Source organism: Mesorhizobium sp. M1B.F.Ca.ET.045.04.1.1, from assembly GCF_003952465.1.
In the GTDB taxonomy this organism is placed as follows: Bacteria; Pseudomonadota; Alphaproteobacteria; order Rhizobiales; family Rhizobiaceae; genus Mesorhizobium; species Mesorhizobium shonense.
Genome location: NZ_CP034448.1, coordinates 5,504,851 through 5,526,085, shown reverse-complemented (window position 1 = coordinate 5,526,085; position 21,235 = coordinate 5,504,851). Strand labels below are relative to the sequence as shown.

19 protein-coding genes are annotated in these 21,235 nt (G+C 63.4%); 11 read left to right on the top strand and 8 right to left on the bottom strand.

Features of this window, described 5'->3' with window-relative positions; genetic code table 11:
• Positions 1 to 176 precede the first annotated feature (176 nt).
• Positions 177 to 1,709, top strand: a complete 1,533-nt coding sequence (locus tag EJ071_RS27300; protein ID WP_126100628.1) for a DHA2 family efflux MFS transporter permease subunit — start codon at positions 177 to 179, stop codon at positions 1,707 to 1,709.
• A 187-nt stretch (positions 1,710 to 1,896) separates the two neighbouring features.
• Here the strand turns inward: EJ071_RS27300 and EJ071_RS27295 are convergent, their stop codons facing one another.
• Positions 1,897 to 2,418 carry a CAP domain-containing protein gene (locus EJ071_RS27295; protein WP_126100627.1) on the bottom strand — a complete coding sequence of 174 codons (522 nt, stop codon included), beginning with the start codon at positions 2,416 to 2,418 and terminating at the stop codon, positions 1,897 to 1,899.
• Between the two features lie 169 nt (positions 2,419 to 2,587).
• Here EJ071_RS27295 and EJ071_RS27290 point away from each other — a divergent pair, with 169 nt between their 5' ends.
• Positions 2,588 to 3,412 carry a DUF2189 domain-containing protein gene (locus EJ071_RS27290; protein WP_126100626.1) on the top strand — a complete coding sequence of 275 codons (825 nt, stop codon included), beginning with the start codon at positions 2,588 to 2,590 and terminating at the stop codon, positions 3,410 to 3,412.
• Between the two features lie 12 nt (positions 3,413 to 3,424).
• On the opposite strand, the gene EJ071_RS27285 is transcribed toward EJ071_RS27290, so the two are convergent.
• The 3 genes from EJ071_RS27285 to EJ071_RS27275 form a co-directional block, all read right to left on the bottom strand.
• The gene (locus EJ071_RS27285; protein WP_126100625.1) at positions 3,425 to 4,057 is read right to left on the bottom strand and encodes a LysE family translocator; all 633 of its coding nucleotides are present in this window, start codon (positions 4,055 to 4,057) and stop codon (positions 3,425 to 3,427) included.
• 460 nt (positions 4,058 to 4,517) lie between these two features.
• Positions 4,518 to 6,491, bottom strand: coding sequence for a pilus assembly protein TadG-related protein (locus EJ071_RS27280; protein ID WP_126102735.1), 1,974 nt, complete (start codon positions 6,489 to 6,491; stop codon positions 4,518 to 4,520).
• Positions 6,492 to 6,516: 25 nt separating this feature from the next.
• A complete protein-coding gene (locus EJ071_RS27275; RefSeq protein ID WP_245459983.1) occupies positions 6,517 to 7,596 on the bottom strand; it encodes a Tad domain-containing protein in 1,080 nt (359 codons plus the stop codon).
• 397 nt (positions 7,597 to 7,993) lie between these two features.
• Between EJ071_RS27275 and EJ071_RS27270 the strand changes: the two genes are divergently transcribed.
• Positions 7,994 to 8,854 carry a TIGR01459 family HAD-type hydrolase gene (locus EJ071_RS27270; protein ID WP_126100623.1) on the top strand — a complete coding sequence of 287 codons (861 nt, stop codon included), beginning with the start codon at positions 7,994 to 7,996 and terminating at the stop codon, positions 8,852 to 8,854.
• Between the two features lie 33 nt (positions 8,855 to 8,887).
• Positions 8,888 to 9,871, top strand: a complete 984-nt coding sequence (locus EJ071_RS27265; RefSeq protein WP_126102734.1) for a bifunctional riboflavin kinase/FAD synthetase — start codon at positions 8,888 to 8,890, stop codon at positions 9,869 to 9,871.
• 17 nt (positions 9,872 to 9,888) lie between these two features.
• Here EJ071_RS27265 and EJ071_RS27260 read toward each other — a convergent pair whose 3' ends face one another.
• Positions 9,889 to 10,443, bottom strand: a complete 555-nt coding sequence (locus EJ071_RS27260) for an HdeD family acid-resistance protein (RefSeq protein WP_126100622.1) — start codon at positions 10,441 to 10,443, stop codon at positions 9,889 to 9,891.
• A 142-nt stretch (positions 10,444 to 10,585) separates the two neighbouring features.
• Between EJ071_RS27260 and EJ071_RS27255 the strand changes: the two genes are divergently transcribed.
• The gene (locus EJ071_RS27255) at positions 10,586 to 12,136 is read left to right on the top strand and encodes an acid phosphatase (RefSeq protein WP_245459982.1); all 1,551 of its coding nucleotides are present in this window, start codon (positions 10,586 to 10,588) and stop codon (positions 12,134 to 12,136) included.
• 17 nt (positions 12,137 to 12,153) lie between these two features.
• A complete protein-coding gene (locus EJ071_RS27250) occupies positions 12,154 to 12,405 on the top strand; it encodes a hypothetical protein (RefSeq protein WP_126100620.1) in 252 nt (83 codons plus the stop codon).
• Positions 12,406 to 12,452: 47 nt separating this feature from the next.
• On the opposite strand, the gene EJ071_RS27245 is transcribed toward EJ071_RS27250, so the two are convergent.
• Entirely contained in the window at positions 12,453 to 13,901 is a 1,449-nt protein-coding gene (locus EJ071_RS27245; RefSeq protein WP_126100619.1) for an inorganic triphosphatase, read from the bottom strand.
• A gap of 193 nt (positions 13,902 to 14,094) precedes the next feature.
• Here EJ071_RS27245 and EJ071_RS27240 point away from each other — a divergent pair, with 193 nt between their 5' ends.
• Positions 14,095 to 14,274, top strand: a complete 180-nt coding sequence (locus tag EJ071_RS27240) for a hypothetical protein (RefSeq protein WP_126100618.1) — start codon at positions 14,095 to 14,097, stop codon at positions 14,272 to 14,274.
• 206 nt (positions 14,275 to 14,480) lie between these two features.
• Entirely contained in the window at positions 14,481 to 14,714 is a 234-nt protein-coding gene (locus tag EJ071_RS27235; RefSeq protein WP_126084463.1) for a hypothetical protein, read from the top strand.
• Between the two features lie 178 nt (positions 14,715 to 14,892).
• Here EJ071_RS27235 and EJ071_RS27230 read toward each other — a convergent pair whose 3' ends face one another.
• Positions 14,893 to 15,354 (bottom strand): phasin, encoded by a 462-nt coding sequence (locus EJ071_RS27230; protein ID WP_126100617.1) that lies wholly within the window; start codon positions 15,352 to 15,354, stop codon positions 14,893 to 14,895.
• Positions 15,355 to 15,677: 323 nt separating this feature from the next.
• Here EJ071_RS27230 and EJ071_RS27225 point away from each other — a divergent pair, with 323 nt between their 5' ends.
• From EJ071_RS27225 to EJ071_RS27215, 3 genes are all read left to right on the top strand, one after another.
• Entirely contained in the window at positions 15,678 to 16,475 is a 798-nt protein-coding gene (locus EJ071_RS27225) for a MipA/OmpV family protein (protein WP_126100616.1), read from the top strand.
• Positions 16,476 to 16,724: 249 nt separating this feature from the next.
• Positions 16,725 to 19,700, top strand: coding sequence for an isoleucine--tRNA ligase (ileS, locus tag EJ071_RS27220; protein WP_126100615.1), 2,976 nt, complete (start codon positions 16,725 to 16,727; stop codon positions 19,698 to 19,700).
• 202 nt (positions 19,701 to 19,902) lie between these two features.
• Complete coding sequence (locus EJ071_RS27215) at positions 19,903 to 20,580, top strand: hypothetical protein (RefSeq protein ID WP_189521230.1); 678 nt, start codon at positions 19,903 to 19,905, stop codon at positions 20,578 to 20,580.
• A 59-nt stretch (positions 20,581 to 20,639) separates the two neighbouring features.
• Here the strand turns inward: EJ071_RS27215 and EJ071_RS27210 are convergent, their stop codons facing one another.
• Positions 20,640 to 21,101: a nucleoside deaminase gene (locus tag EJ071_RS27210; RefSeq protein WP_126100614.1), complete on the bottom strand. Its 462-nt coding sequence runs from the start codon at positions 21,099 to 21,101 to the stop codon at positions 20,640 to 20,642.
• Between the last annotated feature and the right edge of the window lie 134 nt (positions 21,102 to 21,235).

The following is a 21,235-nucleotide window of genomic DNA, read 5'->3' as shown; positions in this document are numbered from 1 at the left end:
ACCCATCGGTTCTCAGGTTTCCGGGCGGCAGGCATCCGCTCAAGTAGAGACTTTCGGTCGATGTAACCCCCACATCGATAGTCGCGTCCCACCGCGATGAGGGTCTCTCAACGGAAGGCCTTGCCGCCCGGAAACCCAATGTACACGTTTTTGTTACCTGCTGGAATTTCGTCACCATGAGCACGCCCGAACCCTTCAAGGAAGTGCCGCATCGCGGCCTGATCACGGTCGCGCTGATGCTGGCGACGATCATGCAGGCGCTCGACACCACGATCGCCAATGTTGCGCTGCCGACCATGACCGGCGACCTCGGCGCCTCGCCCGACAACATCAACTGGGTGCTGACCTCCTATATCGTGGCCGCGGCGATCATGACGCCGGTCACCGGCTGGCTTGCCGATCGCCTCGGCCGCAAGGAACTGTTCCTAGCCTCCGTCGTCGGCTTCACCATTTTCTCCATGCTTTGCGGCCTCGCCTGGAGCCTCGAGACGATGGTGCTCTTCCGCCTGCTGCAAGGTGTGTTCGGCGCCGCGATCGTGCCGCTGTCGCAGACCTTCCTGCTGGACATCAATCCCAGGGAACGCCACGGCCAGGCGATGGCCATCTGGGGCGCCGGCATCATGCTGGGGCCGATCCTGGGCCCGACGCTCGGCGGCTGGCTGACCGAGAACTTCAATTGGCGCTGGGTGTTCTTCATCAACCTGCCGGTCGGCATCCTCGCCTTCATCGGCATGGCCGCCTACCTGCCGAGCATCGCAAAACGCACACGCAGCTTCGATTTCTTCGGCTTCGCCATGCTCTCGCTCGGCGTCGGCGCGCTGCAGCTTCTGCTCGATCGCGGCGGTGAAGTCGACTGGTTCTCCTCGAGCGAGATCTGGATCGAGCTCGGCCTGTCGATCACCGGTTTCTGGGTGTTCATCATCCATACGGTGACGTCCGAACATCCCTTCATCGATCCAAAGATCTTCCTCGACCGCAATTTCGTGACCGGGCTGGGCTTCATCTTCGTCATGGGCGTGCTGATCCTGGCCTCGATGTCGCTGCTGCCGCCCATGCTCGCCAACATCTTCGGCTACCCGACCGTGACCATCGGTGTCGTGCTGGGGCCGCGCGGCGTCGGCACGATGATCTCGATGCTGTTCGTCGGCCGCATCATGCACCGGATCGACGCGCGTATCCTGGTCGCCATCGGCTTCCTGCTCACCGCGCAGTCGCTCTACACCATGGCGAGCTTCACGCCGCAGATGGACAACTGGCTGATCATCTCTTCGGGCGTCATCCAGGGTCTGGGCATGGGCATGGTGTTCGTGCCGCTGTCGACGGTCGCCTTCGCCACGCTCGACGCGCGCTACCGCACCGACGCCACCTCGCTGTTCAGCCTGGTGCGCAATCTGGGTTCCTCGATCGGCGTGTCGGTGGTTGCGGCCCTCATGGTGCAGAACACGCAGATCAACCACAGCGAGCTCGGAGCCTTCATCAACCCGTACAACCCCAATCTGTGGGCTGCCTCGCCGGCGGCCGCAGGCGGCGACCCCGCCGCGCTTTCGCAGGTCGACAGGCTGGTGAACGTCCAGTCGATGATGATCTCCTACATCAACGACTTCAAAATCCTGATGGTGATGACGCTGATTGCCGTTCCGTTCGTGGTCCTGCTGCGCAAACCCAAGGCGGCGCCGGCCGGCGGTGCGCCGGCAGCGCATATGGATTGATTTTCATCGCGACGCATCTGCGACGCGTAATCTCCCCCTTGAGGGGGAGATGGCCGGCAGGCCAGAGGGGGTCGGTCCGACTGGGCTCGGCTTGCTTGTGCAGATGGAGGTTGGCGTTCTATGCGCGGCGACCCCTCTGTCGCCTTCGGCGACATCTCCCCCGCAAGGGGGGAGATTTGGCGCGGCGTTACCTGCCCAGCACCAGCGCCCAGTAGCGCAGGCTGGGATCGCGGCCGTCGCGCACATAGGCCAACCCGAATCGGCTGAAGTCCGGATCGAGCATGTTGCGCCGGTGGCCGTCCGAATGCATCCAGATGTCGAACAGCTTTCGCTGGTCGAAGCGGCCCTCGGCGATGTTCTCGCCTGCGGCGCCGCGCACCCCGTTGCCCTTCATGCGCGAGGCGAAATCCTTGCCCCAGCCGGTCGTGTGGCTCATGCGGGCGCGCGAGGCCATGTAGCCGGCCTGCTGGAGCGCTGCCTGTTCGAGCTGTGTATCCGGAACCAGTGCCGGCAGCCCGGCCGATGTGCGGATCGTGCTCAACGTGGTGGTGGCGGAGGACGATACGCCGGCCCGTCCACCGGTCGGCAGCGAGACGCTGCCGCAGGCGGCAATGCCGCCAAGCGCCGCAAGGCCGATGGCCTTGAGCCCAATGGCCTTGAGCAATGTGCGTCTGTCTGGATTGAGGGATTCGGTGGTCAGGCTGGTCATTCGGCCTCTGATACCGGCGATCATGGCTTTTGCCGGGCAGGCGGTGAAAATCGCGTAAAGCGGCGACATTGCCCGGAAGATCGGCTATGATCGCAGCGTTTCTTGAAAGTGGCAGCCACGGAGCGGCCACCCAGGCGGTGACCGCCCCCGAGCAATACGGAGGACGGTTATGGCCGGTTTTCATGTCATGGCGGACGCGCGAGGGATGCATGTGCAGCCCACGGTGCGCCACATCACCACGTCTGATCTGTGGGATGCGTTGCGGCTCGGCGCCGAGGATTTCTGGGCCAAGCCTTCGCACTACGTGTTCCTGTGCCTGATCTATCCGATCGTCGGCCTGATCCTGACGCAGTGGTCGTCGGGCTCCAACGCCATCCAGCTCGTCTATCCGCTGATGTCGGGCTTCGCGCTGATCGGACCCTTCGCGGCGATCGGCCTCTATGAGATCAGCCGCCGGCGCGAGCTCGGCATGAGCAGCCGCTGGCACCATGCGCTCGACGTGCGCCATTCGCCCGCGCTGCCCTCGATCGCGGTGATCGGCGTCCTGCTTTTCGCCCTGTTCCTTCTGTGGCTGTTCACCGCGCAATCGATCTACACCGGCCTGTTCGGCGCCGGGCCGCCCGCTTCCGTCGGCACCTTCCTGCGCGACGTGCTGACGACCGGCAGGGGCTGGACGCTGATCCTGCTTGGCAATGCTGCCGGCTTCGTCTTCGCGGTCATTGTGCTTGCCACGACCGTGATTGCCTTCCCGCTGCTGCTCGACCGCGACGTCGGCGCCGTCTCGGCGATCGAGACCTCGGCGCGCGCGGTGATGGCAAATCCGCTGCAAATGGCGCTCTGGGGCCTGACGGTCGCCGTGCTTCTGGTGATCGGCTCGATCCCGCTGTTTGCCGGCCTTGCCGTCGTCATGCCGATCCTCGGCCACGCGACCTGGCATCTCTATCGCAAGGTGGTCGAGCCGGAGCAGATCCGGCCGGTACGTCGGCCGATGTAGGGGCCTCGCCAGCTACCTTTGCGCCTCGGTCGCCATCTTCAGGGCGAGCGCGGTCAGCACGGTGCCCATCATCCAGCGCTGGACGACCAGCCAGAACGGCCGTCCGGCAAGGAAGGTGGCGATCGAGCCTGCCGTCACCGCGATGATGGCGTTGACGGTGAGGCTGATCGAGATCTGCGTCACGCCCAGCACCAGAAGCTGCGATAGCACGTGACCCTTGGCCGGGTTGATGAACTGTGGCAGCAGCGAGAGATAGAGCACCGCCACTTTCGGGTTGAGCAGGTTGGTCATCAGGCCCATGACGAACAGCTTGCGCGGCCTGTCCTTCGGCAGCTCGCGGACCTGGAACGGCGAGCGGCCGCCTGGCCTCAGCGCCTGCCAGGCAAGCCACAGCAGGTAAAGCGCGCCGACGATGCGCAGCGCGTCGTAGGCGTAAGGCACGGCGAAGATGAGCGCGGTGATGCCGAACGCCGCCGACAGCACATAGAACAGGAAGCCCAGCGCCACGCCGCCCAGCGAGATCAGCCCGGCCTTCGGCCCTTGCGACAGCGAGCGCGAGATCAGGTAGATCATGTTCGGCCCAGGCGTCAGCACCATGCCGAGGCAGATCAGCGCGAAGGTCAGATGATTGGCGGCGTCGGGCATCGGGGTTCTCCGTTCGCGGTACACTCATCACGTGCGTTCGCCGACCGCAAGAGCATGATTGCGAGAGCTTTTGCGCCAGCGTTGAAAATTGGCGAAAGTGGCAGAGTTGCCGATCTCCCCCTTGCGGGGGGAGATGCCCGGCAGGGCAGAGGGGGCTGTCCCGCCAGCCTCTCAGCACTTAATTCTCCGATTCCGCCAACGCTTCGTCATCCTCGGGCTTGACCCGAGGATCCATGCCGTGACGTTAAAGCCTTGAAAACGTTGCAGAATTCTGCACAGCTGCCCCCTGGTCAATGTCACGGCATGGATCCTAGGGTCTACGCGCGTCGCTTCGCTCCTTGCTCCGCCCTAGGATGACGAATGCGACAGGCCGCGTTCCTTCGCACCCCCCTCTGGCCTGCCGGCCATCTCCCCCTCAAGGGGGGAGATTGGCAGCTTCCGCGCCGGCGTTACATCCGTGCTACCCCACCACCCGCAAATTCGACAGCTCGTTCGCAATCTCTTTAAAGTTGTCCGAGAGCGTCGCGCCGGTCGCGTTCCAGAATAGCTTGGCGGGCTTGCTGGGGTCGGCCGGGTCCTTGCGGAAGCGGGAGTCCGACGAGCAGGTCTTCAGCGCCTCCATCGCCTTCTTGTCGCCGGCGTCGGTCGAAGACATGTCGAGCGCAACCGTCATCACCATGATGTTGGCCGCCTTGGCGTTGTCGCAGAGCTTGGCCATCTGCTCGTTGAGGGCGCTGGTGTAGTTGCTCGAGGTATAATTGAACTGGCCGATATCGCTCGATGTGCCGCCGAACAGGCGGGTAACCGAAGTGCGGTTATAGCCGACGCCGGTATAGCCGTAGGCGGCATAGGTCGACTTGTTGCCGGCAGGGTCCGGATTGACCGTCGAATAGGTGTTCTCGCCGTCGGTAAGCACGATGACGACCTTGTCGTTGCCGCGCTCGGTCTCCGGCCGTCCTTCGGTGAACGGTGCCGCGCTGGAGACGGTGCGCCAGCCCCAGGCCATGCCTTCCGGCACATTGGTGTTGCCGTTGGGAACCATCAGGTCGATCGCAGCCTTGACGGCTGCGAGCCCGTCGGCATTGGCGACGTCGGTGAGCGGCGTGATCGGCGTGGTGGTGCAGCTGTAGTTCGGGCCGGCGCCCGCGCCCAGCACCGGGGCATTCATCGGCCGCGGCTGGAAATACTTGGCCATATTGGACTGCCGCGTCGGCCCGTCAGGGCTCGACGGGTCGTCGTTCCACCAACTGTTGGCGGCGCCGTAGGTCGCCGGCTTCGGCTCGTCCGGATCCTGCGTCACTTTCCAATGATCGCCGGGCTCGTCTGGCGCAAACATCGGCACGAACATGGTGGCGGGGTCGCCGACGCCGATGCCGGTGTTGTTGGGGCCGCCCGATGCCGGCGTGTCGTCGACATTGTAGGGATAAGGCCGCACCTCGACGCAACCCTGCCAGCTTGCGAACGGGCCGTAGGTGTCGTTGTAGTCGTATTCGTTGTGGCTGCGCTCGCAGGTGTTGTTGGAACGGTATTCGTCGCAGACGACACGCTTGCTGCCGACGATGCGCTCATGGCTGGTGACGACCTTCATGTCCCGGTAGAGCGAGAGGCGGCTCAGCGCCTGGCCTTCCTCCGTGCCCCAGCCGGTGCCTTTCTTGTACCAGATGCCGTTGATCTTCTCGGCGTATTTGTCAGCGGCGTGGAGCGTCGACCAGTCGAAATTCTCGTTGGCGATCGGCGACAGCCCGTAGACGTCCATCCAGGAGGCGTTGTCGTTGTCCGGCCCGACATTGACCGAGGCGGCGAAGGGCACGAGGCTGAACTGGACCGGCTTGTCGATCTGCTTGATCTGCGCCGCCTGCTGGGCCAGCGTGTCGACGAGCTGCTTGGCGGCCTGCTTGAGCAGGTCGATGCGCTTCTGCCCTGTGCCGGACCCCTTCGTCGACATCGAGCCCGAATTGTCGAGCACCATCGCCACTTCCAGCGTGTTCTTCAGCCGCACCTGCGAGCACGGCCCGAGCGTGATCGGCTTGTTCGCGTCACCTTCGGACGCGCCGTTGAGCAGAGCCGCCGCCGGGTAGAAATAGGGGTGGTAGTTGAGCGTCGCGCACATGCTCACCAGGCCGCCGCCGGCCTGGCTGCTGGGCAGCGTGACGTCGAGCGAGATCGTCGTCGGGTCGATGTTGTTGAGGTTGGCGTTGAAGAAGCCGACCGCATAGGCCCTGATCTGGTCGTCGGTCGCGCCTTCCGCCAAGCGCCTCGCGGCGGCGAAGTTGGCCGCGTCGAGCGCATTCAGCACCATCTGCTTTTGCCGGTTGAGCTCGGTGAAATCGACGGCGATCGCCAGGGCGCCCATCAGCGGCACCATGGCAATCGCCGTCACGAGGGCATAATTGCCGCGCCGGTCGCGGCGAAATCGACGCCAGAATTCGCGCATCTGTGGTAAGCGGCCCTGCATGCGACTACTGCGTCATCACCGTCTCGGACGGCCTCTGGTTGAAGGCGCACTTGCCGGTCACGGTGTAGAAGAAGTCGGCATTGGAAACCGGCGCCGGCACCGCATTGCCGCCGTCTTCCCAGGCCTGATAGCTGGTCTCGCCGCAAGGCACGGCGGTGAAGATGTCGACCTTCTCTCCGGTCTCGACCTCGGGCATATCGGTCTGGCTGGCGCCGATATAGAGCCGGTTCGAGGTTGTGGGATCGTTCGACACCAGCACCTTCGGATTGCCGGAGGGTACATCCATCTGCAGATAGAGCTGGTCCATCTGGCTGACGTCGATGGAGGCGCCGGCGCCGTTGGCCGGGTAGGTGGTGGTCGCGCAGGTCGTGAGGAAGTAGATCGTCTTGTTGCCGTTGTTTTTATCCTTGGTGGTGCCGAGGATCGCGTCGGCCGGCGGATTGCTGAAGGGGCCGGTTGAGCCCGTCGTCGTGCAGGTCTGCTGCTGGACCTGCGTCTGCGTGGTTCCATTCACCGTGTAGACAGTGCTGGTTCCGTAGCCCTTCGGCTCGGTCACGGTGTAGTTCTTATTGTGGTCCGTATAGGTGTATTTATAGGGGATGTAGTTGTAATCGATCTTCATGAGGCTCTGGCCGTTGGTTTGGGCGAACTTGGTGCCGTAGAGCGTCATCGTCTTGTTCCAGTAGCCCGACACTTTCGACACCTTGAAATCGGCCTGCACCAGCGCCGGCGTTTTGTTCACCGCCGAGGCCACGCCGACATTGACCGTGTTGATCCTGGCGATCCCCATGAAATCGGTCGGCATCGGATAGGCCGCCGTGGCTTTGAAGCTCGCCGTGCCGTCGGCGGCGACGTCGACTGCGGTGAGCGTCGCCGTGCCCTGTCCGCTATTGGCGACATAGGCCTGCTGCAGCGCTACCTCGCGGTCGGCCTTCGTGGTCGTCGTCGGCATGGTGGTGATCGACAGCACCGCGGCGTCCAGCGCGTTCTGCATGTTGCTCCTGGTCGTCACCGCCGAGGTGTAGTCGACGGAAAAGCCGACCGCGACCAGCAGCGACAGCATCACCATGACAACGACAGGCATGAAGGAGCCGTCGCTGCAGCGAAGGAATCGACCGATCGTGTCAATGGCGGCCGCCGGGACATAATTGTCCCGCCTTTCGCGAAGAAATCCGCGGATCATTGCGCTTAGCCCCCGCCAAAGACCCAATTGATGTACGACCATGGTCGTATTTGATCTGCAACCATGGTCATAAATCCTTAAATTTCAGCTTGAGCGAAACGATCAACAACGCGCAGCCTTTTTGACCGCGCGTTAACCCTTTGCTTTCGGGCGGGCGATATCGGGGCTCGCCCCGCGGGCGATGGCGAAAGCTGATGACAGGATGGAGCGCTTCGGTTATGCGGGACCGGCCGTGGCGGCCTCCGAACTGAAAGGATGGCTGTCGCGGCCTTGCCAGGGATCAGATCAGGAAAACGGCATGGCGGATTCGCCGGACATCATAGCTTCGCTCGCCGATCTATCAGGAAACTACACGGCCATCCTGTGCGACGTATGGGGCGTGGTGCACAATGGCGAATGGCACTTTTCCGTCGCCGCGGAGGCGCTGGCCCGGGCGCGCGCGGCAAAAGTGCCGGTGGTGCTGATCACCAACTCGCCGCGCCGCAGCGCCGACGTCGTTGCGCAGATGAACGCGATCGGCGTTCCGGCCGATGCCTATGACCGTGTCGTCACTTCCGGCGACGTCACCCGCGACCTGATCGCCGAGGGTCCGAGGAAGATTTTCCACATCGGCCCGGAGCGCGACTTCACCCTTTATGACGGCCTCGACGTCGAGCTCGTCGAGGAGTTCGAAGCTTCAGGCGTCGTCTGCACCGGACTTTATGACGACGAGGTGGAGAAGCCGGCCGACTATGCGGAACTGCTGCAGCGCCTGCGCGCCCGCAACCTGCCTTTCATCTGCGCCAATCCAGATATCCTGGTCGAGCGCGGCGAGCGGACCATCTGGTGCGCCGGTGCGCTGGCGCGCGACTATGCGCAGCTCGGCGGCCGCACGCTGGTCGCCGGCAAGCCTTTCGCGCCGATCTACAACCTCGCCATGAAGGAGGTCGCAGGCCTGCTCGGCCACGCTGTCGAGCGCCCGGCTGTGCTCGCCATCGGCGACGGCATGATGACCGACGTCAAGGGCGCCGCCGACAACGGCTTCGACGTGCTCTACGTTTCGGGCGGTATCCATGCGCGCGACTATGGCGACCCGCTGCGGCCCGATCCCGAAAGGCTGGCAGGCTTCCTCGCAACGCACGGCTATCGGCCGGTCGCCGTCATTCCGCGGCTGCAATAGGCGGGAAGCCGGGCCATGACGGGTGCCTCTGACATGACGCAAGCTTTCGAACGCATTTCGGCGGTCGCGCCGTTGCCGGCGCATCTGCGCGGCGGCGTCGTGGCGATCGGCAATTTCGACGGCGTCCACCGCGGTCACCTCTCGGTGCTGGAGCGGGCGCTGGCCGAGGCCGCCCGCCGCGGCGTGCCGGCCCTGGTGCTCACCTTCGAGCCGCACCCGCGCAAGGTGTTCAGGCCGGAGGTACCGCTTTTCGTGCTGACGCCGCCGCCGATGAAGGCGCGGCTCCTGGCCAGGCTCGGCTTCGCCGCCCTGGTCGAGCAGCCGTTCACGCGCGACTTCGCCGCGCTCTCGGCCGATGCGTTCGTGACTGACGTGCTGGAGCACAAGCTCGGCATCTCCCACGCCGTCACCGGCTTCGACTTCCATTTCGGCAAGGACCGCCAGGGCGGCCCGGCCTTCCTGATGGCGGCCGGCGAGCGCCACGGTTTTGGCGTCACCCTGGTCGACGCCTTCCGCGACGAGGGCGCCGAGGTGGTTTCGTCGAGCCGCATCCGCGCTTTGCTTTGCGAAGGCGAGGTGGCGGAGGCCGCCGGCCTGCTCGGCTATCGCTTCACCGTCGAGAGCGAGGTGATCGGGGGGCAGCAGCTCGGCCGCACGCTCGGCTTCCCGACCGCCAATATGAGGCTTTCGCCGGAAGCCACTCTGAAGGAAGGCATTTACGCCGTCCGCTTCCGCCGCGCCGACGGCACGCTGCATGACGGCGTCGCCAGCTTCGGCCGCCGCCCGACCATCGACGACAATGGCGCGCCGCTGCTCGAAACCTATGTCTTCGACTTCTCCGGCGATCTCTACGGCGAGACCTGCGAGGTGTCGTTCTTCGGCTATCTGCGCCCCGAGCTGAAGTTCGACGGGCTCGACGCGCTGGTGGTGCAGATGAAGCGCGACGAGGCCGAGGCGAGGGCGCTGCTCGCCGGTGTGCGCCCGCTCTCGGAGCTGGACGCCGCGATCTGTTTTTGATCGGCTGGGGACCCCGGCTACCGCTTCAACGCCAACCCGATGGCGATAAAGCTCCAGCCCTGGAAGATCAGGTCGATGGCCAGGAACATGCCGAGCACCCACAGGCTGTTGACCGGCCAGCCCATGGCGATGATCAGGCCAAGCAGGATGGTGATGACGGCGGCCGCGAGCAGCCATCCCCAGCCTTGCTCAGGGCGGTGATTGTAGGCGACCCAGGCCCTCAGCAGCCCGGAAGCGACAAGCGCGATCGCCAGCAGCAGGGTGAGCACCGCCGAGGCAAGCAGCGGATTGTCGAAGGCGAAGAAGCCGGCCACGGCGTAGAGCAGGCCGCTAAGCAGCCAGTAGAAGAAGCGTCCCCAGGTTTTCACGCCGAAAGCATGGATGATCTCGATGACGCCGGCCATCAGCATCAGCCAGCCGACGACATAGACCGAGGCGACGGTGGCGATGAACAGATTGCCGAAAGCGATGCCGCCGAAAATCAACAGCAGCACGCCGAGCGCCACGAACCATCCCCATTTGTCGCGCGTTCGTCCGATCGCGTCTTTCAGGGCATCGCCTTGCAAGCTCATGATCCATCTCCCTCCGGATTTGGCCGCGCATCCTGCGGTTGAAGGAGGGTAATCCCAATGGCATAGCCCGTCCAGCGCGGTGGCTATTGCAAAGACATGCCGAAGCTGGTGTCATCCCATTTTGCGCTAGGGAGGTATGGCGATGAAGCGATCCTCTGGGCTCGCCCTGTTTTCCTCTGCTCTCGCTCTGTGCGCTGCCGCTTCGGCTCCGGCGCTTGCGGCGCAGCCCGGCGATCCGCCGGACGGCATCGCCAAGATAGAAACGGTGGTCGTCATCTTCGCGGAGAACCGCGCCTTCGACAATCTCTATGGCCATTTTCCCGGCGCCGAGGGCATCGACAAGGCGAGCCAGGAAAGCCTTGAGCAGCGTGACCGTGACGGTTCGGTGCTGTCCGAACTGCCGCCGGTCTGGGACGGGCTTACGGGCAAGGGCGTGACGCCGCCGGTGACGCAAGCGATGACCGAGCACCTTCCGAACGAGCCGTTCACCGTGAATGACGCGAAGGGGTTCAATGTTCCGCTCACCGTCGTAACGCACGATCTGTGGCACCGCTATTACCAGAACCAGATGCAGATCAACGGCGGCAAGAACGACATGTTCGTCGCCTGGGCCGATTCAGGCGCCATGCCGATGAGCAATTGGGACGCCTCCAAGACCGACATGTGGGCGGTCGCTCAGAAATATGTGCTGGCCGACCATTTCTTCATGGGCGCCTTCGGCGGCTCTTTCTTCAACCACCAGTGGCTGATCTGCGCCTGCGCGCCTTATTATGCTGATGCCGACAAGAACCCGGCCAAGCCTTCGATCTCGGTGACGGACGATAGCGGCACTGCGCTGAAGGTCGCCGACAACTCGCCGAAATCGGCGCGCGACGGCATCCCGAAATTCGTCTCCGACGGCAATCTGACGCCCGACTTCTACGTGGTGAACACGATGCAGCCGCCTTACCAGCCGAGCGGCAACAATCCGGCGCCCGGCGGCGATCCGCGCATGGCGGATGCGGCCAAGCCGACGACGCTGCCGCCGCAGACGGAGCCGACCATCGGCGACATGCTCAGTCTCAAGCACGTCAGTTGGGCGTGGTATTCGGGCGCCTGGCAATACACGCTCGATCACGGCAACCACACACCGACACCGAATTTCCAGTACCATCACCAGCCGTTCAACTACTACGCCAACTATGCGCCGGGCACCGAAGCCAGGCGCGAGCATCTGCGCGACGCCGGGCTCGGCGGCGTGAGCTTCATCCAGGCCATCGACGATGGCGGCCTGCCGCAGGTCTCCTTCTACAAGCCGCAGGGCAATCTCAACGAGCATTCCGGCTATGCCGACATCCAGGCCGGCGACCGCCATATCGCGGATGTCATCGCCCATCTGGAGAAGAGCCCGCAATGGCCGCATATGCTGGTCGTCGTCACCTATGACGAGAATGGCGGCATCTGGGATCACGTCGCTCCGCCCAAGGGCGACCGCTGGGGGCCGGGCACGCGCATCCCCGCGATCATCGTTTCGCCTTTTGCCAAGCGCGGCTATGTCGACCATGCGCCCTACGACACGACGTCGATCCTGCGCTTCATCACCGAGCGCTTCGAACTGCCGGTGCTGCATGGCATCGTGGTCCGCGACAAGGCCGTGGCCGCGCATGGCGAGCCGCCGCTCGGCGATCTTACCGGCGGGCTCGACCTCAATTGAGGGCGCGTAAGACGAAGATGGACGTCGACAGGATCGTCGCCCTGGTCACCGCTGCCGGCATCGAGCTCACCGATCGCCGCCGTAGCGCCAAAGGCGACGGTTGGTCGCTCAGCTTCGCCAACGGTGCGACGGTGGAGGTGGGCGACGACGGATCGGTCCGTGTTACGGGCAAGGGCGCCAAGGCTGTGGCGAAGCTTCTGGACCTGCCGACAGCGCCGCGCGGCAGCCGATCCGCGCGAGCGATTAGCCTACGAGACGACCGCTCTTGACCCGGAACTGACGTCCATCTTCCGATGCCGGACCTTCGTCGCCCCGCTCAACGCCAGAAGCGCCTGGTACTGACAAAGGCGTCGTGTGCTTCCGCGGCGTCCTTGAGAAGCTTGGACTTGTCCTCGGCGCTGAAAAGATCTTTCGCACCCGCCACGTCCGATAGCTCCAGCGCTGCCAACATATCGGGCGCGGTGGCGATATCGTTGAGGCTGCCGAGATGATCCTGGAGGCCCTTCATCGCCTCGATGAACCGTCGGTGGCGTTTGGCTTCCGCCTTGCTGTTGTAAAGCGGCTCGAAGAACTCGGCCGCGTAGCGCAGTTTCTTTGCGGCGATTCGCACTTTATGGCGGGTCTCGTCATCGGCATCGATGAGATCGTTGCCGCCCTTCGCCACCTTTTTCCAAAATTTGTCGAATACACCTGAGGCCAAATTCCTCGACGACTGCTCGTGCAACTTTTCGTCCGATTGGGTTCGCCAGTCCCCGATGGAAATCCACTCGGTGGCATCGATCATCAAGGAGCGAGCGCGCACCGAGGAGAGCGATGCTTCGACCGCAGCGTAGGCGTCGTCGCGCGCGTCTTGAAGACGGCTTGAAAGGGCCTCGCTCGAAGCTCGACCGATCATCACGTCGATATTGCGTGCCTCGCCAAGCTCCGAGGCGAGCCATTTCAATTCTTCTCGTAAGTGGTCGAAACGGCTGTCGTCGAATAGCGACTTGCAGATCGAGCATAGTGAGCGCAGCCGTCGCAGCGACACGCGAGCCTGGTGCAGGGCGTCGGCATCGCGAGACCAGCCGAGCGCCGTTTCATTGAGCCGAAACTGTTTGAGACAGGCCGCCGCGATGCGCGCGAAAGCTGTTGCCGCGCTCATCTCGGAAGTGAGCGGGGTCGCGGCGGATTTCACAGCACCGGGCGCCGAACTAAGCAGACGATAGCCGCGTTCCGCTTTGCTCAGCACGCCGAGATGCGCCGGCGTGATCAGGTCGACTTTGCGGGCGAGCGCAAACAGCGCTCTCGGTGAACCCGCCTTCTTTTCCAACTCGATCTCGCAGAGCGAAGCCTCGCGGTCGGCTGCAACGACCTTGCCAGCGTCCAGAGCGACTTCGACCGTCGCGTCGCCATCGATCACATTCCAACGATGCCGTTTGACATGAACCTCGAACAAGGGCGTGAGCTTTCGGCCATCCCCCGCAAGCAGGTCTCGGATCCGTGGATCGTCAAGTATCGGTGTGTCGCCGGCGACCGGTCGCTCCAATTCCTCGCGTGTGAACGATCCGGCCGCGGCGCCATCGCCCGCTTTGAGGGTTTGTATCCTTTCATTTCCCGATTGCCGAATGCGAAGCGATAGGCCGCGCTTGGACAGATCCCATCCGGTGGTATCGAAATAGATGGATCTCTGCTGAAGAATGGTGGGCGGGGATCCGAACGGATTTTTCTTTAGGAGCGACCGCGCACCCGATTGCGAAAGCTCGAGCTTCAGTTCCGTTTCCCGCATGATGTCCTCGGCGCCGCCTCGCCTCACGGCAATCGAAGGGGCCCACCTGCATGGTGCGTCATAAAGCTGTCACAAACAACCGCCCGCGCCTTGACCAACTGTGGCCGGACCTCAAGCCGGCACACGACAATGCACGAGCGGAACCGCACTTCCCGGTCCTCGTTCATCCGATGATGCAAGAGAAGGACACATAATGGCTATCAAAGAAAAAAAGAAGAAGGCGAGCCGCGTTGTGAAGGGGCAAGAGCTGGAGGTAGAGCACCTGAGGGAAATTGCCGACGTCACGCCGAAACAGGCGCGCGCCTTGCTGCGGAAGCACGGTGCCGACTGGACCAAGCTCAAAGACGAAGCCGAAGATTTGAAGAAGGAATGAACTGTCGGCACGGCTTCGCCATCTTCCGAGCGGCACCGGCCGGCGGGCTGGTTGACGCTATGGCGGCAAAGCGCCTTCGCCCTTATGAGACAGCTGACCCAGCCCCGGAACGCGCCGGCTGGTCTCCGATTGTAACGTGAATTCAGTTTCAGCTAACAGAGGCGCTCTGCTAAACTTACCATCGGGGCCAGGGACGGAGTTTCCCAATGGATGCAACCGAATTGCAGGCGATCAGCGACACCCTGATGCGGATTGTGACGCCAGATATGACGCCGAAAAAACTACTGAAGGCGGCAAGGAAGGAACACCCCGACGCGTCAAAGAAAGACATCGCCCGTGCGGCGTTCTTTTCGATTATCGCCAATGCCGACCAGGACCACGGAAAGGTCAAAAACCTACAGGCATTCGCCATCGCAGGCCGAGTGAGCGGTGACGCCTAGTGAGATGAGCCTTGCGTCTAAGGATTGCCGAGCACTCTGCAACTTTATTGCGGACGGGCTGAGAAACCTCGAAACCAGCGATATCACTCCGATGCAGTCGGGCGGACAAAAGCCGCCCGACCAAGTAGGCCGGCGCAACGCGCCCAGGGAGCAGGCACGCCCCTTCGGTCTTAGGCAATCAGGCAGCCTTACGTTCCTTCAAAGCCTCCTCAAAGACATCCTTGATCGGCTTGGACATGTCCTCGCTAGCTCTCATCATCGCAGCCTGGAGGCTTCTCGCCTGCTCGGCGGATTTTTCGATCTGCTTGCGAAGGAAAGCGGTCTGAAGTTCGATGCACTCGGACAGCGACTTCGCGGCAACCAGTGCCTCAAGGTGCGTGAAGCCGGCTTCGGCATTGTCTCTCAGAGCCGCAATCATCTTCAGGGACACCTCGTTGCCGGTGGTCTTGGCCATTTCCAAGGTCGACTCAAGAGCCTTTTGTGTCGTTTCGGCGTCCGAACTCAATTTAGAAAATGCCTGCTTCGACTGCTCAACGCCCTGGTCGACAACAGCGCGAACTTGCTCGGTAGCCTTGGACGGGTCGAAGACAGGGGATTCGACGTTTTCAATCGTTTCGGTCTTGTCCGGGATCTTGGCCATTTTTCCATCCTTTTTTTGCAGGGGCGGTCACAAAACAGAGCCGCCACCTTAATTTACGAAATCGTCGCAACGGATTTATGTAACCGACATGGATTTGCGCGCGACATCGAAGTCCCAGGCGGGGCTGAACGTCCGTCCGCTGGTGGTGCATTCCGGATGTCTCGAGTTTTGCGATGATGGCGAGAGATTGAATTAGCTGGGACTCAAACAGTCCAACCGGCGTCACCGATGTTACGGATTTTAAGTCAAAATTTACCGCACTGGCGCCATGGCTTGGGCACTGGCGGATGTTCCTGCCGGCCTGTTTCGCGTAAGGGGTGACGATGCGTATTGTCGGGACGATTCCGCTGCTTCTCGCCTCTGGCCTGATGGCCGTCTCCTCAGCCCGGGCGGGCGAGGGGAGCTGGATTTCGGGCGACTGGTATCTGACGCTCGGCGCCACCGGCCTGGTCGCCCCGAATTTCGAGGGCGGCAAGAAGTACATGCTGAGCGCCCAGCCCATCATCTCGCTTGGCAAGGTGGGACCGGAGGCGCGCTTTACCTCACGCAACGACAACATCTCGCTGGCGCTGATCGACGACGGCAGCGTGCGCGCCGGCCTCACCGGCAAGTTCCTGTTCTCGCGCGACAGCAAGGACGAGCTGGAAGGCCTCGACCCGGTGCGCTGGGGCGGCGAGGTCGGCGGCTTCTTCGAATTCTATCCGCTGGATTGGGTGCGGGCGCGTGCGGAGCTCAGGCACGGCATCCGCGCCCACAATGGCTTCGTCGCCGACATCGCCGCCGACGCCTTCTACGACGTCACGCCGACCGTCCGCATCTCCGGCGGCCCGCGCGTATCCTTCGCCTCGTCCGATTATTTCGACGCCTATTACGGCGTCAACGCCACGGAGGCCGCCGCGTCCGGTCTCAGCGAATACCATCCGGGCGGCGGGGTTAAGTCGACCGGTCTCGGCGGCGCGATCACCTGGAAGGTGACCGAGCCGATGACGGCGAGCGTCTTCACCGAATATTCGCGCCTGATGGGACCGGCGGCCGATTCCAGCCTGGTCAAGGAGCGCGGCGACCGCGACCAGTGGACCGTCGGCGTGTCGACCACCTATCGCTTCAATTTCTCGATGTAGGCCAACAAACCAGCGCTCTGCCTTGAAATCCGCGCTTTATTCCTGCCGCGCCATCCGCTAAAAGCCACGCCATGACGAGCTTTTCGCGCCTTTTCGCGATCGCGATACGAATTACGGGCCCGGTGTTCCGGGCGGTCTGAACGCCGCCGGAGCCGCCGGGACTTTTGCGCGCGCCCCTCGCGCTTTTTCAAGAAAATGCTAGTTCAACGCCTGGGGCTTCCGCCGCCGGGCAATGCAGATGGCAGATCAATGACCGACACCGTTGAAACGATCGACTATTCCAAAACGCTTTACCTGCCGCGGACGGATTTCCCGATGCGCGCGGGCTTGCCCGAGAAGGAACCGGTGCTGGTCAAGCGCTGGCAGGACATGGACCTGTACCGCAAGCTGCGCGAAGAGGCCGCCGGGCGCGAGAAATTCGTGTTGCATGATGGCCCGCCCTACGCCAACGGCAACATCCATATCGGCCATGCGCTGAACAAGATCCTCAAGGACGTCATCAACCGCTCCTTCCAGATGCGCGGCTACGACGCCAATTACGTGCCGGGCTGGGACTGCCACGGCCTGCCGATCGAATGGAAGATCGAGGAGCAGTATCGCGCCAAGGGCAAGAACAAGGACGAGGTGCCGGTCAACGAGTTCCGCAGGGAATGCCGCGACTTCGCCGCGCACTGGATCAAGGTGCAGGGCGGCGAGTTCCAGCGGCTCGGCGTCATCGGCGATTTCGACAATCCCTATACGACCATGGCCTACCACGCCGAGGCGCGCATCGCCGGCGAGCTGTTAAAATTCGCCATGTCGGGCCAGCTCTATCGCGGCTCGAAGCCGGTGATGTGGAGCGTGGTCGAGCGCACTGCGCTCGCCGAGGCCGAGGTCGAGTACCAGGACTATGAGAGCGACACGATCTGGGTAAAGTTCCCGGTCGCGAGCCTTGCGCGCCCGGTGGACGGCGGCGAGGGCGGGCAGGCTGCGGCGTTGTCCGAGGCCTCGCTCGACCTGCTCGAAGCCCATGTCGTCATCTGGACGACGACGCCCTGGACGCTGCCCGGCAACCGGGCCGTCAGCTATTCGCCGCGCGTCGCCTACGGCCTCTATGAGGTGACCGCGGCCGAGAACGCTTTCGGTCCGCAGCCCGGCGAGAAGCTGATCTTCGCCGACGCGCTGGCCGAGGACGCCGCGGCCAAGGCCAAGGTCACCTTGAACCGCCTTCACAGCGTTTCGGCAGAACAGCTTGCAAGCCTTACGCTTTCGCATCCGTTCAGGGGGTTGGCCGATGGCTATCAGTTCCCCGTGCCGATGATCGCAGGTGAGCATGTCACCGACGATGCCGGCACCGGCTTCGTGCACACCGCACCCAGCCACGGCCGCGAGGACTTCGACGCCTGGATGGACGCTGTGGCGGAACTGCTGAAGCGCGGTGTCGACACCGCTATCCCATTCCCGGTCGACGATGCCGGCTTCTTTACCAAGGATGCGCCCGGCTTCGGCCCGGACCGCGAAGGCGGCGCCGCGCGCGTCATCGACGACAACGGCAAGAAGGGCAACGCCAACCAGGCGGTGATCGAGGAACTGATCAAGCGCAACGCGCTCTTCGCGCGCGGCCGGCTGAAGCACAGCTATCCGCATTCCTGGCGCTCGAAGAAGCCGGTCATCTTCCGCAACACGCCGCAATGGTTCGTTTACATGGACACGGACTTCGGCGACGGCACGACGCTGCGCAGCCGCGCGCTGAAGGCGATCGACGACACCCGCTTCGTGCCGGCGGCCGGCCAGAACCGCATCCGCGCCATGATCGAGGAAAGGCCGGACTGGGTGCTGTCGCGCCAGCGCGCCTGGGGCGTGCCGATCGCCGTATTCGCCGATGTCGACGGCAATGTGCTGAGGGACGAGGCAGTCAACCAGCGCATCATGGACGCCTTCGAGAAGGAGGGCGCCGACGCCTGGTTCGCGCCGGGCGCCAAGGAGCGCTTCCTCGGCAACCACGACGCTACGAAATGGCACCAGGTGATGGACATCCTCGACGTCTGGTTCGATTCCGGCTCGACGCATGTCTTCACGCTGGAGGACCGTCCCGATCTCAAATGGCCGGCCGACGTCTATCTCGAAGGTTCCGACCAACATCGCGGCTGGTTCCATTCCTCGCTGCTCGAAAGCTGCGGCACCAGGGGCAGGGCGCCTTACGACACGGTCATCACCCATGGCTTCACCATGGATGAGGAGGGTCGCAAGATGTCGAAGTCGCTCGGCAACACCGTCGTGCCGCAGGACGTGATCAAACAGTCCGGCGCCGATATCCTCAGGCTCTGGGTGGTGACGACCGATTATTGGGAAGACCAGCGGCTCGGCAAGAACGTGCTGCAGACCAATATCGACGCCTACCGCAAGCTCAGAAACACCATCCGCTGGATGCTTGGCACGCTCGCCCATGACGATGGCGAGGACGTTCCTCTGGACAAGATGCCGGAACTGGAGCGGCTGATGCTGCACCGGTTGTCCGAACTCGACGAGGTGGTGCGCCAGGGTTATGACGCCTTCGAGTTCAAGCGCATCACCCGCGCGCTGCTCGACTTCATGGTGGTCGAGCTTTCGGCCTTCTACTTCGACATCCGCAAGGACGCGCTCTACTGCGACGCGCCGTCCAGTTTGCGCCGCAAGGCGGCGGTGCAGGTCGTGCGCCACCTGTTCGAATGCCTGGTGAAGTGGCTGTCGCCGATGCTGCCCTTCACCATGGAAGAGGCCTGGCTCGACCGTCACCCAGACGCCGTCTCCGTACATCTCGACCAGTTCCCGGCGATCCCGGAAAACTGGCGGAACGAGGCGCTGGCCGAGAAGTGGCGCAAGGTCCGGCAGGTGCGCCGCGTCGTCACCGGCGCTCTCGAGATCGCGCGCGCCGAGAAGCTGATCGGTTCCTCGCTGGAGGCCGTTCCGGTGGTCACCATCGACGATGCCGCGCTGGAAGCGGCGATCGCCGACGTCGACATGGCCGAGATGGCGATCACCAGCGACCTGGTCATCCAACACGGCAAGGCTCCGCAAGGCGCTTTCACCCTCGACGACGTCAAGGGCGTCGCCGTGGTTGTGGAAAAGGCCGAGGATCGCGGTCTGGTCAAATGCGCGCGTTCCTGGCGCTATACGGCCGATGTCGGACAGGATCCGGAATTCCCGGACGTCTCGGCCCGCGACGCCGCGGTGCTGCATGAGCTGAAGGCGCTCGGCCGGCTGTAGCATCGGGATTATAAGCCGATGCAGAAATACCACGCGGGCGGCGCAAATCCGCTCGCGCGTTGCCCTTAATAAGTGGTTGAGGTAAACACGCGACACTTCGGCAGACAAATTGTCGCCGGATTTCCATCGCAAATGCGGGAATATCGGGGACCGCGCCATCGGCCGATGGCGATCAGAGGCAGCTAGAGTGGGACTTTATGGCATGACCGAAAAGACTTTTGCGCGCGCCGCGCTGCTGGCGCCGCTCGTGGTGTCGGCCATCGCCATGTCCGGCTGCGTCAGCTCGCCCACCTACGGAACCGACAAGACTGCTGCCGCGCAGCTCTTCGACGACGTTTCAGGCGCTGCCGCGATCACACCGAAGCATCGCGACCCGATCGACTACAAGCCGCGTCCGGATCTGGTGAAGCCGGCGCCGGGGCAGAAGGAAAATCTGCCGCAGCCGCAGGAGAGCATCCAGACGGCGAGCGCCGAATGGCCCGAATCGCCCGAGGCCCGCCGCGCCCGCATCCGTGCCGACGCGACGGCGCACCAGAACGATCCGAACTATCAGCCCGAGGCTGTCGAGGACGTGCAGACTGACCCGGTAGCGGTGAAGAAGGCAATGGCCGATTCGGCGTCCAGCCATCCGCCGCGCTGGTCGCCGGACGATTCCAGTGCTGCCCGCTCCGCCGAGATCCAGCGTCGTCTGGCCGAAGGCAAGCAGGGCAATCCCAATGTGCGCAAATATCTGAGCGAGCCGCCGCTCGCCTATCGCCAGCCCTCCGACGCCGCGCCGCAGAACGAGCTCGGCGAGGACGAGTACAAGAAGGAGCGCCGCCTCAAGGCGCAGGCGGAAGGCAAGAAGAGCGGCGGCTGGTTCGACTGGCTGGGCCTGTAAGTAGTGAATAGTGAATAGGTCACTACTCACTACCCACTAATTTCTTCACCATTCACCATTCACCATTCACCGCCATTCCGTCTCTCGCGAAAGAACTCCTTTAGGATGAGAGCGGCTTCGCTTTCGCCCAGCCCAGGATAGATGTCTGGCGTGTGGTGGCAGGTGGGCGAGGCGAAGAAGCGCACGCCGTTGACCACCGCACCGCCTTTCTCGTCGGCGGCGCCGAAATAAAGCCGCCGCAGCCTCGCGAAGGAGATGGCGCCGGCGCACATGGCGCAGGGTTCCAGCGTCACATAGAGGTCGTGGCCGGTAAGCCGCTCGCTGGCGAGTTTGCGGCAGGCGTCGCGGATCGCCAGCATCTCGGCATGGGCGGTGGGGTCGGCGAGTTCGCGCGTGCGGTTGCCGGCTTTCGCCACGACGATGTTGCCATTGGCGATCACCGCGCCGACCGGCACTTCGCCGCGGCTTGCAGCCGCCTCGGCTTCCTTGAGCGCCAAAGCCATGAAATCCGGCCGCTTCACGCGCTTTCCATTCCGATTACTCCTCGCCACCCGACGGTGATCCTGTTATCTAGCGCGTGACCCTGAAAACCGGAATCGGTTTTTGCCGCGCTGACATATGCGCAAAAATCAAGATGACACTGCCTGCGTTGGGC

Excerpts from the sequence above, each read along its gene's own strand:
- EJ071_RS27300 (WP_126100628.1), top strand. The coding sequence starts at position 177 with ATGAGCACGCCCGAACCCTTCAAGGAAGTGCCGCATCGCGGCCTGATC.
- EJ071_RS27295 (WP_126100627.1), bottom strand. The coding sequence starts at position 2,418 with ATGACCAGCCTGACCACCGAATCCCTCAATCCAGACAGACGCACATTG.
- EJ071_RS27290 (WP_126100626.1), top strand. The coding sequence starts at position 2,588 with ATGGCCGGTTTTCATGTCATGGCGGACGCGCGAGGGATGCATGTGCAG.
- EJ071_RS27285 (WP_126100625.1), bottom strand. The coding sequence starts at position 4,057 with ATGCCCGACGCCGCCAATCATCTGACCTTCGCGCTGATCTGCCTCGGC.
- EJ071_RS27280 (WP_126102735.1), bottom strand. The coding sequence starts at position 6,491 with ATGCGCGAATTCTGGCGTCGATTTCGCCGCGACCGGCGCGGCAATTAT.
- EJ071_RS27275 (WP_245459983.1), bottom strand. The coding sequence starts at position 7,596 with ATGCCTGTCGTTGTCATGGTGATGCTGTCGCTGCTGGTCGCGGTCGGC.
- EJ071_RS27270 (WP_126100623.1), top strand. The coding sequence starts at position 7,994 with ATGGCGGATTCGCCGGACATCATAGCTTCGCTCGCCGATCTATCAGGA.
- EJ071_RS27265 (WP_126102734.1), top strand. The coding sequence starts at position 8,888 with ATGACGCAAGCTTTCGAACGCATTTCGGCGGTCGCGCCGTTGCCGGCG.
- EJ071_RS27260 (WP_126100622.1), bottom strand. The coding sequence starts at position 10,443 with ATGAGCTTGCAAGGCGATGCCCTGAAAGACGCGATCGGACGAACGCGC.
- EJ071_RS27255 (WP_245459982.1), top strand. The coding sequence starts at position 10,586 with ATGAAGCGATCCTCTGGGCTCGCCCTGTTTTCCTCTGCTCTCGCTCTG.
- EJ071_RS27250 (WP_126100620.1), top strand. The coding sequence starts at position 12,154 with ATGGACGTCGACAGGATCGTCGCCCTGGTCACCGCTGCCGGCATCGAG.
- EJ071_RS27245 (WP_126100619.1), bottom strand. The coding sequence starts at position 13,901 with ATGCGGGAAACGGAACTGAAGCTCGAGCTTTCGCAATCGGGTGCGCGG.
- EJ071_RS27240 (WP_126100618.1), top strand. The coding sequence starts at position 14,095 with ATGGCTATCAAAGAAAAAAAGAAGAAGGCGAGCCGCGTTGTGAAGGGG.
- EJ071_RS27235 (WP_126084463.1), top strand. The coding sequence starts at position 14,481 with ATGGATGCAACCGAATTGCAGGCGATCAGCGACACCCTGATGCGGATT.
- EJ071_RS27230 (WP_126100617.1), bottom strand. The coding sequence starts at position 15,354 with ATGGCCAAGATCCCGGACAAGACCGAAACGATTGAAAACGTCGAATCC.
- EJ071_RS27225 (WP_126100616.1), top strand. The coding sequence starts at position 15,678 with ATGCGTATTGTCGGGACGATTCCGCTGCTTCTCGCCTCTGGCCTGATG.
- ileS (WP_126100615.1), top strand. The coding sequence starts at position 16,725 with ATGACCGACACCGTTGAAACGATCGACTATTCCAAAACGCTTTACCTG.
- EJ071_RS27215 (WP_189521230.1), top strand. The coding sequence starts at position 19,903 with ATGACCGAAAAGACTTTTGCGCGCGCCGCGCTGCTGGCGCCGCTCGTG.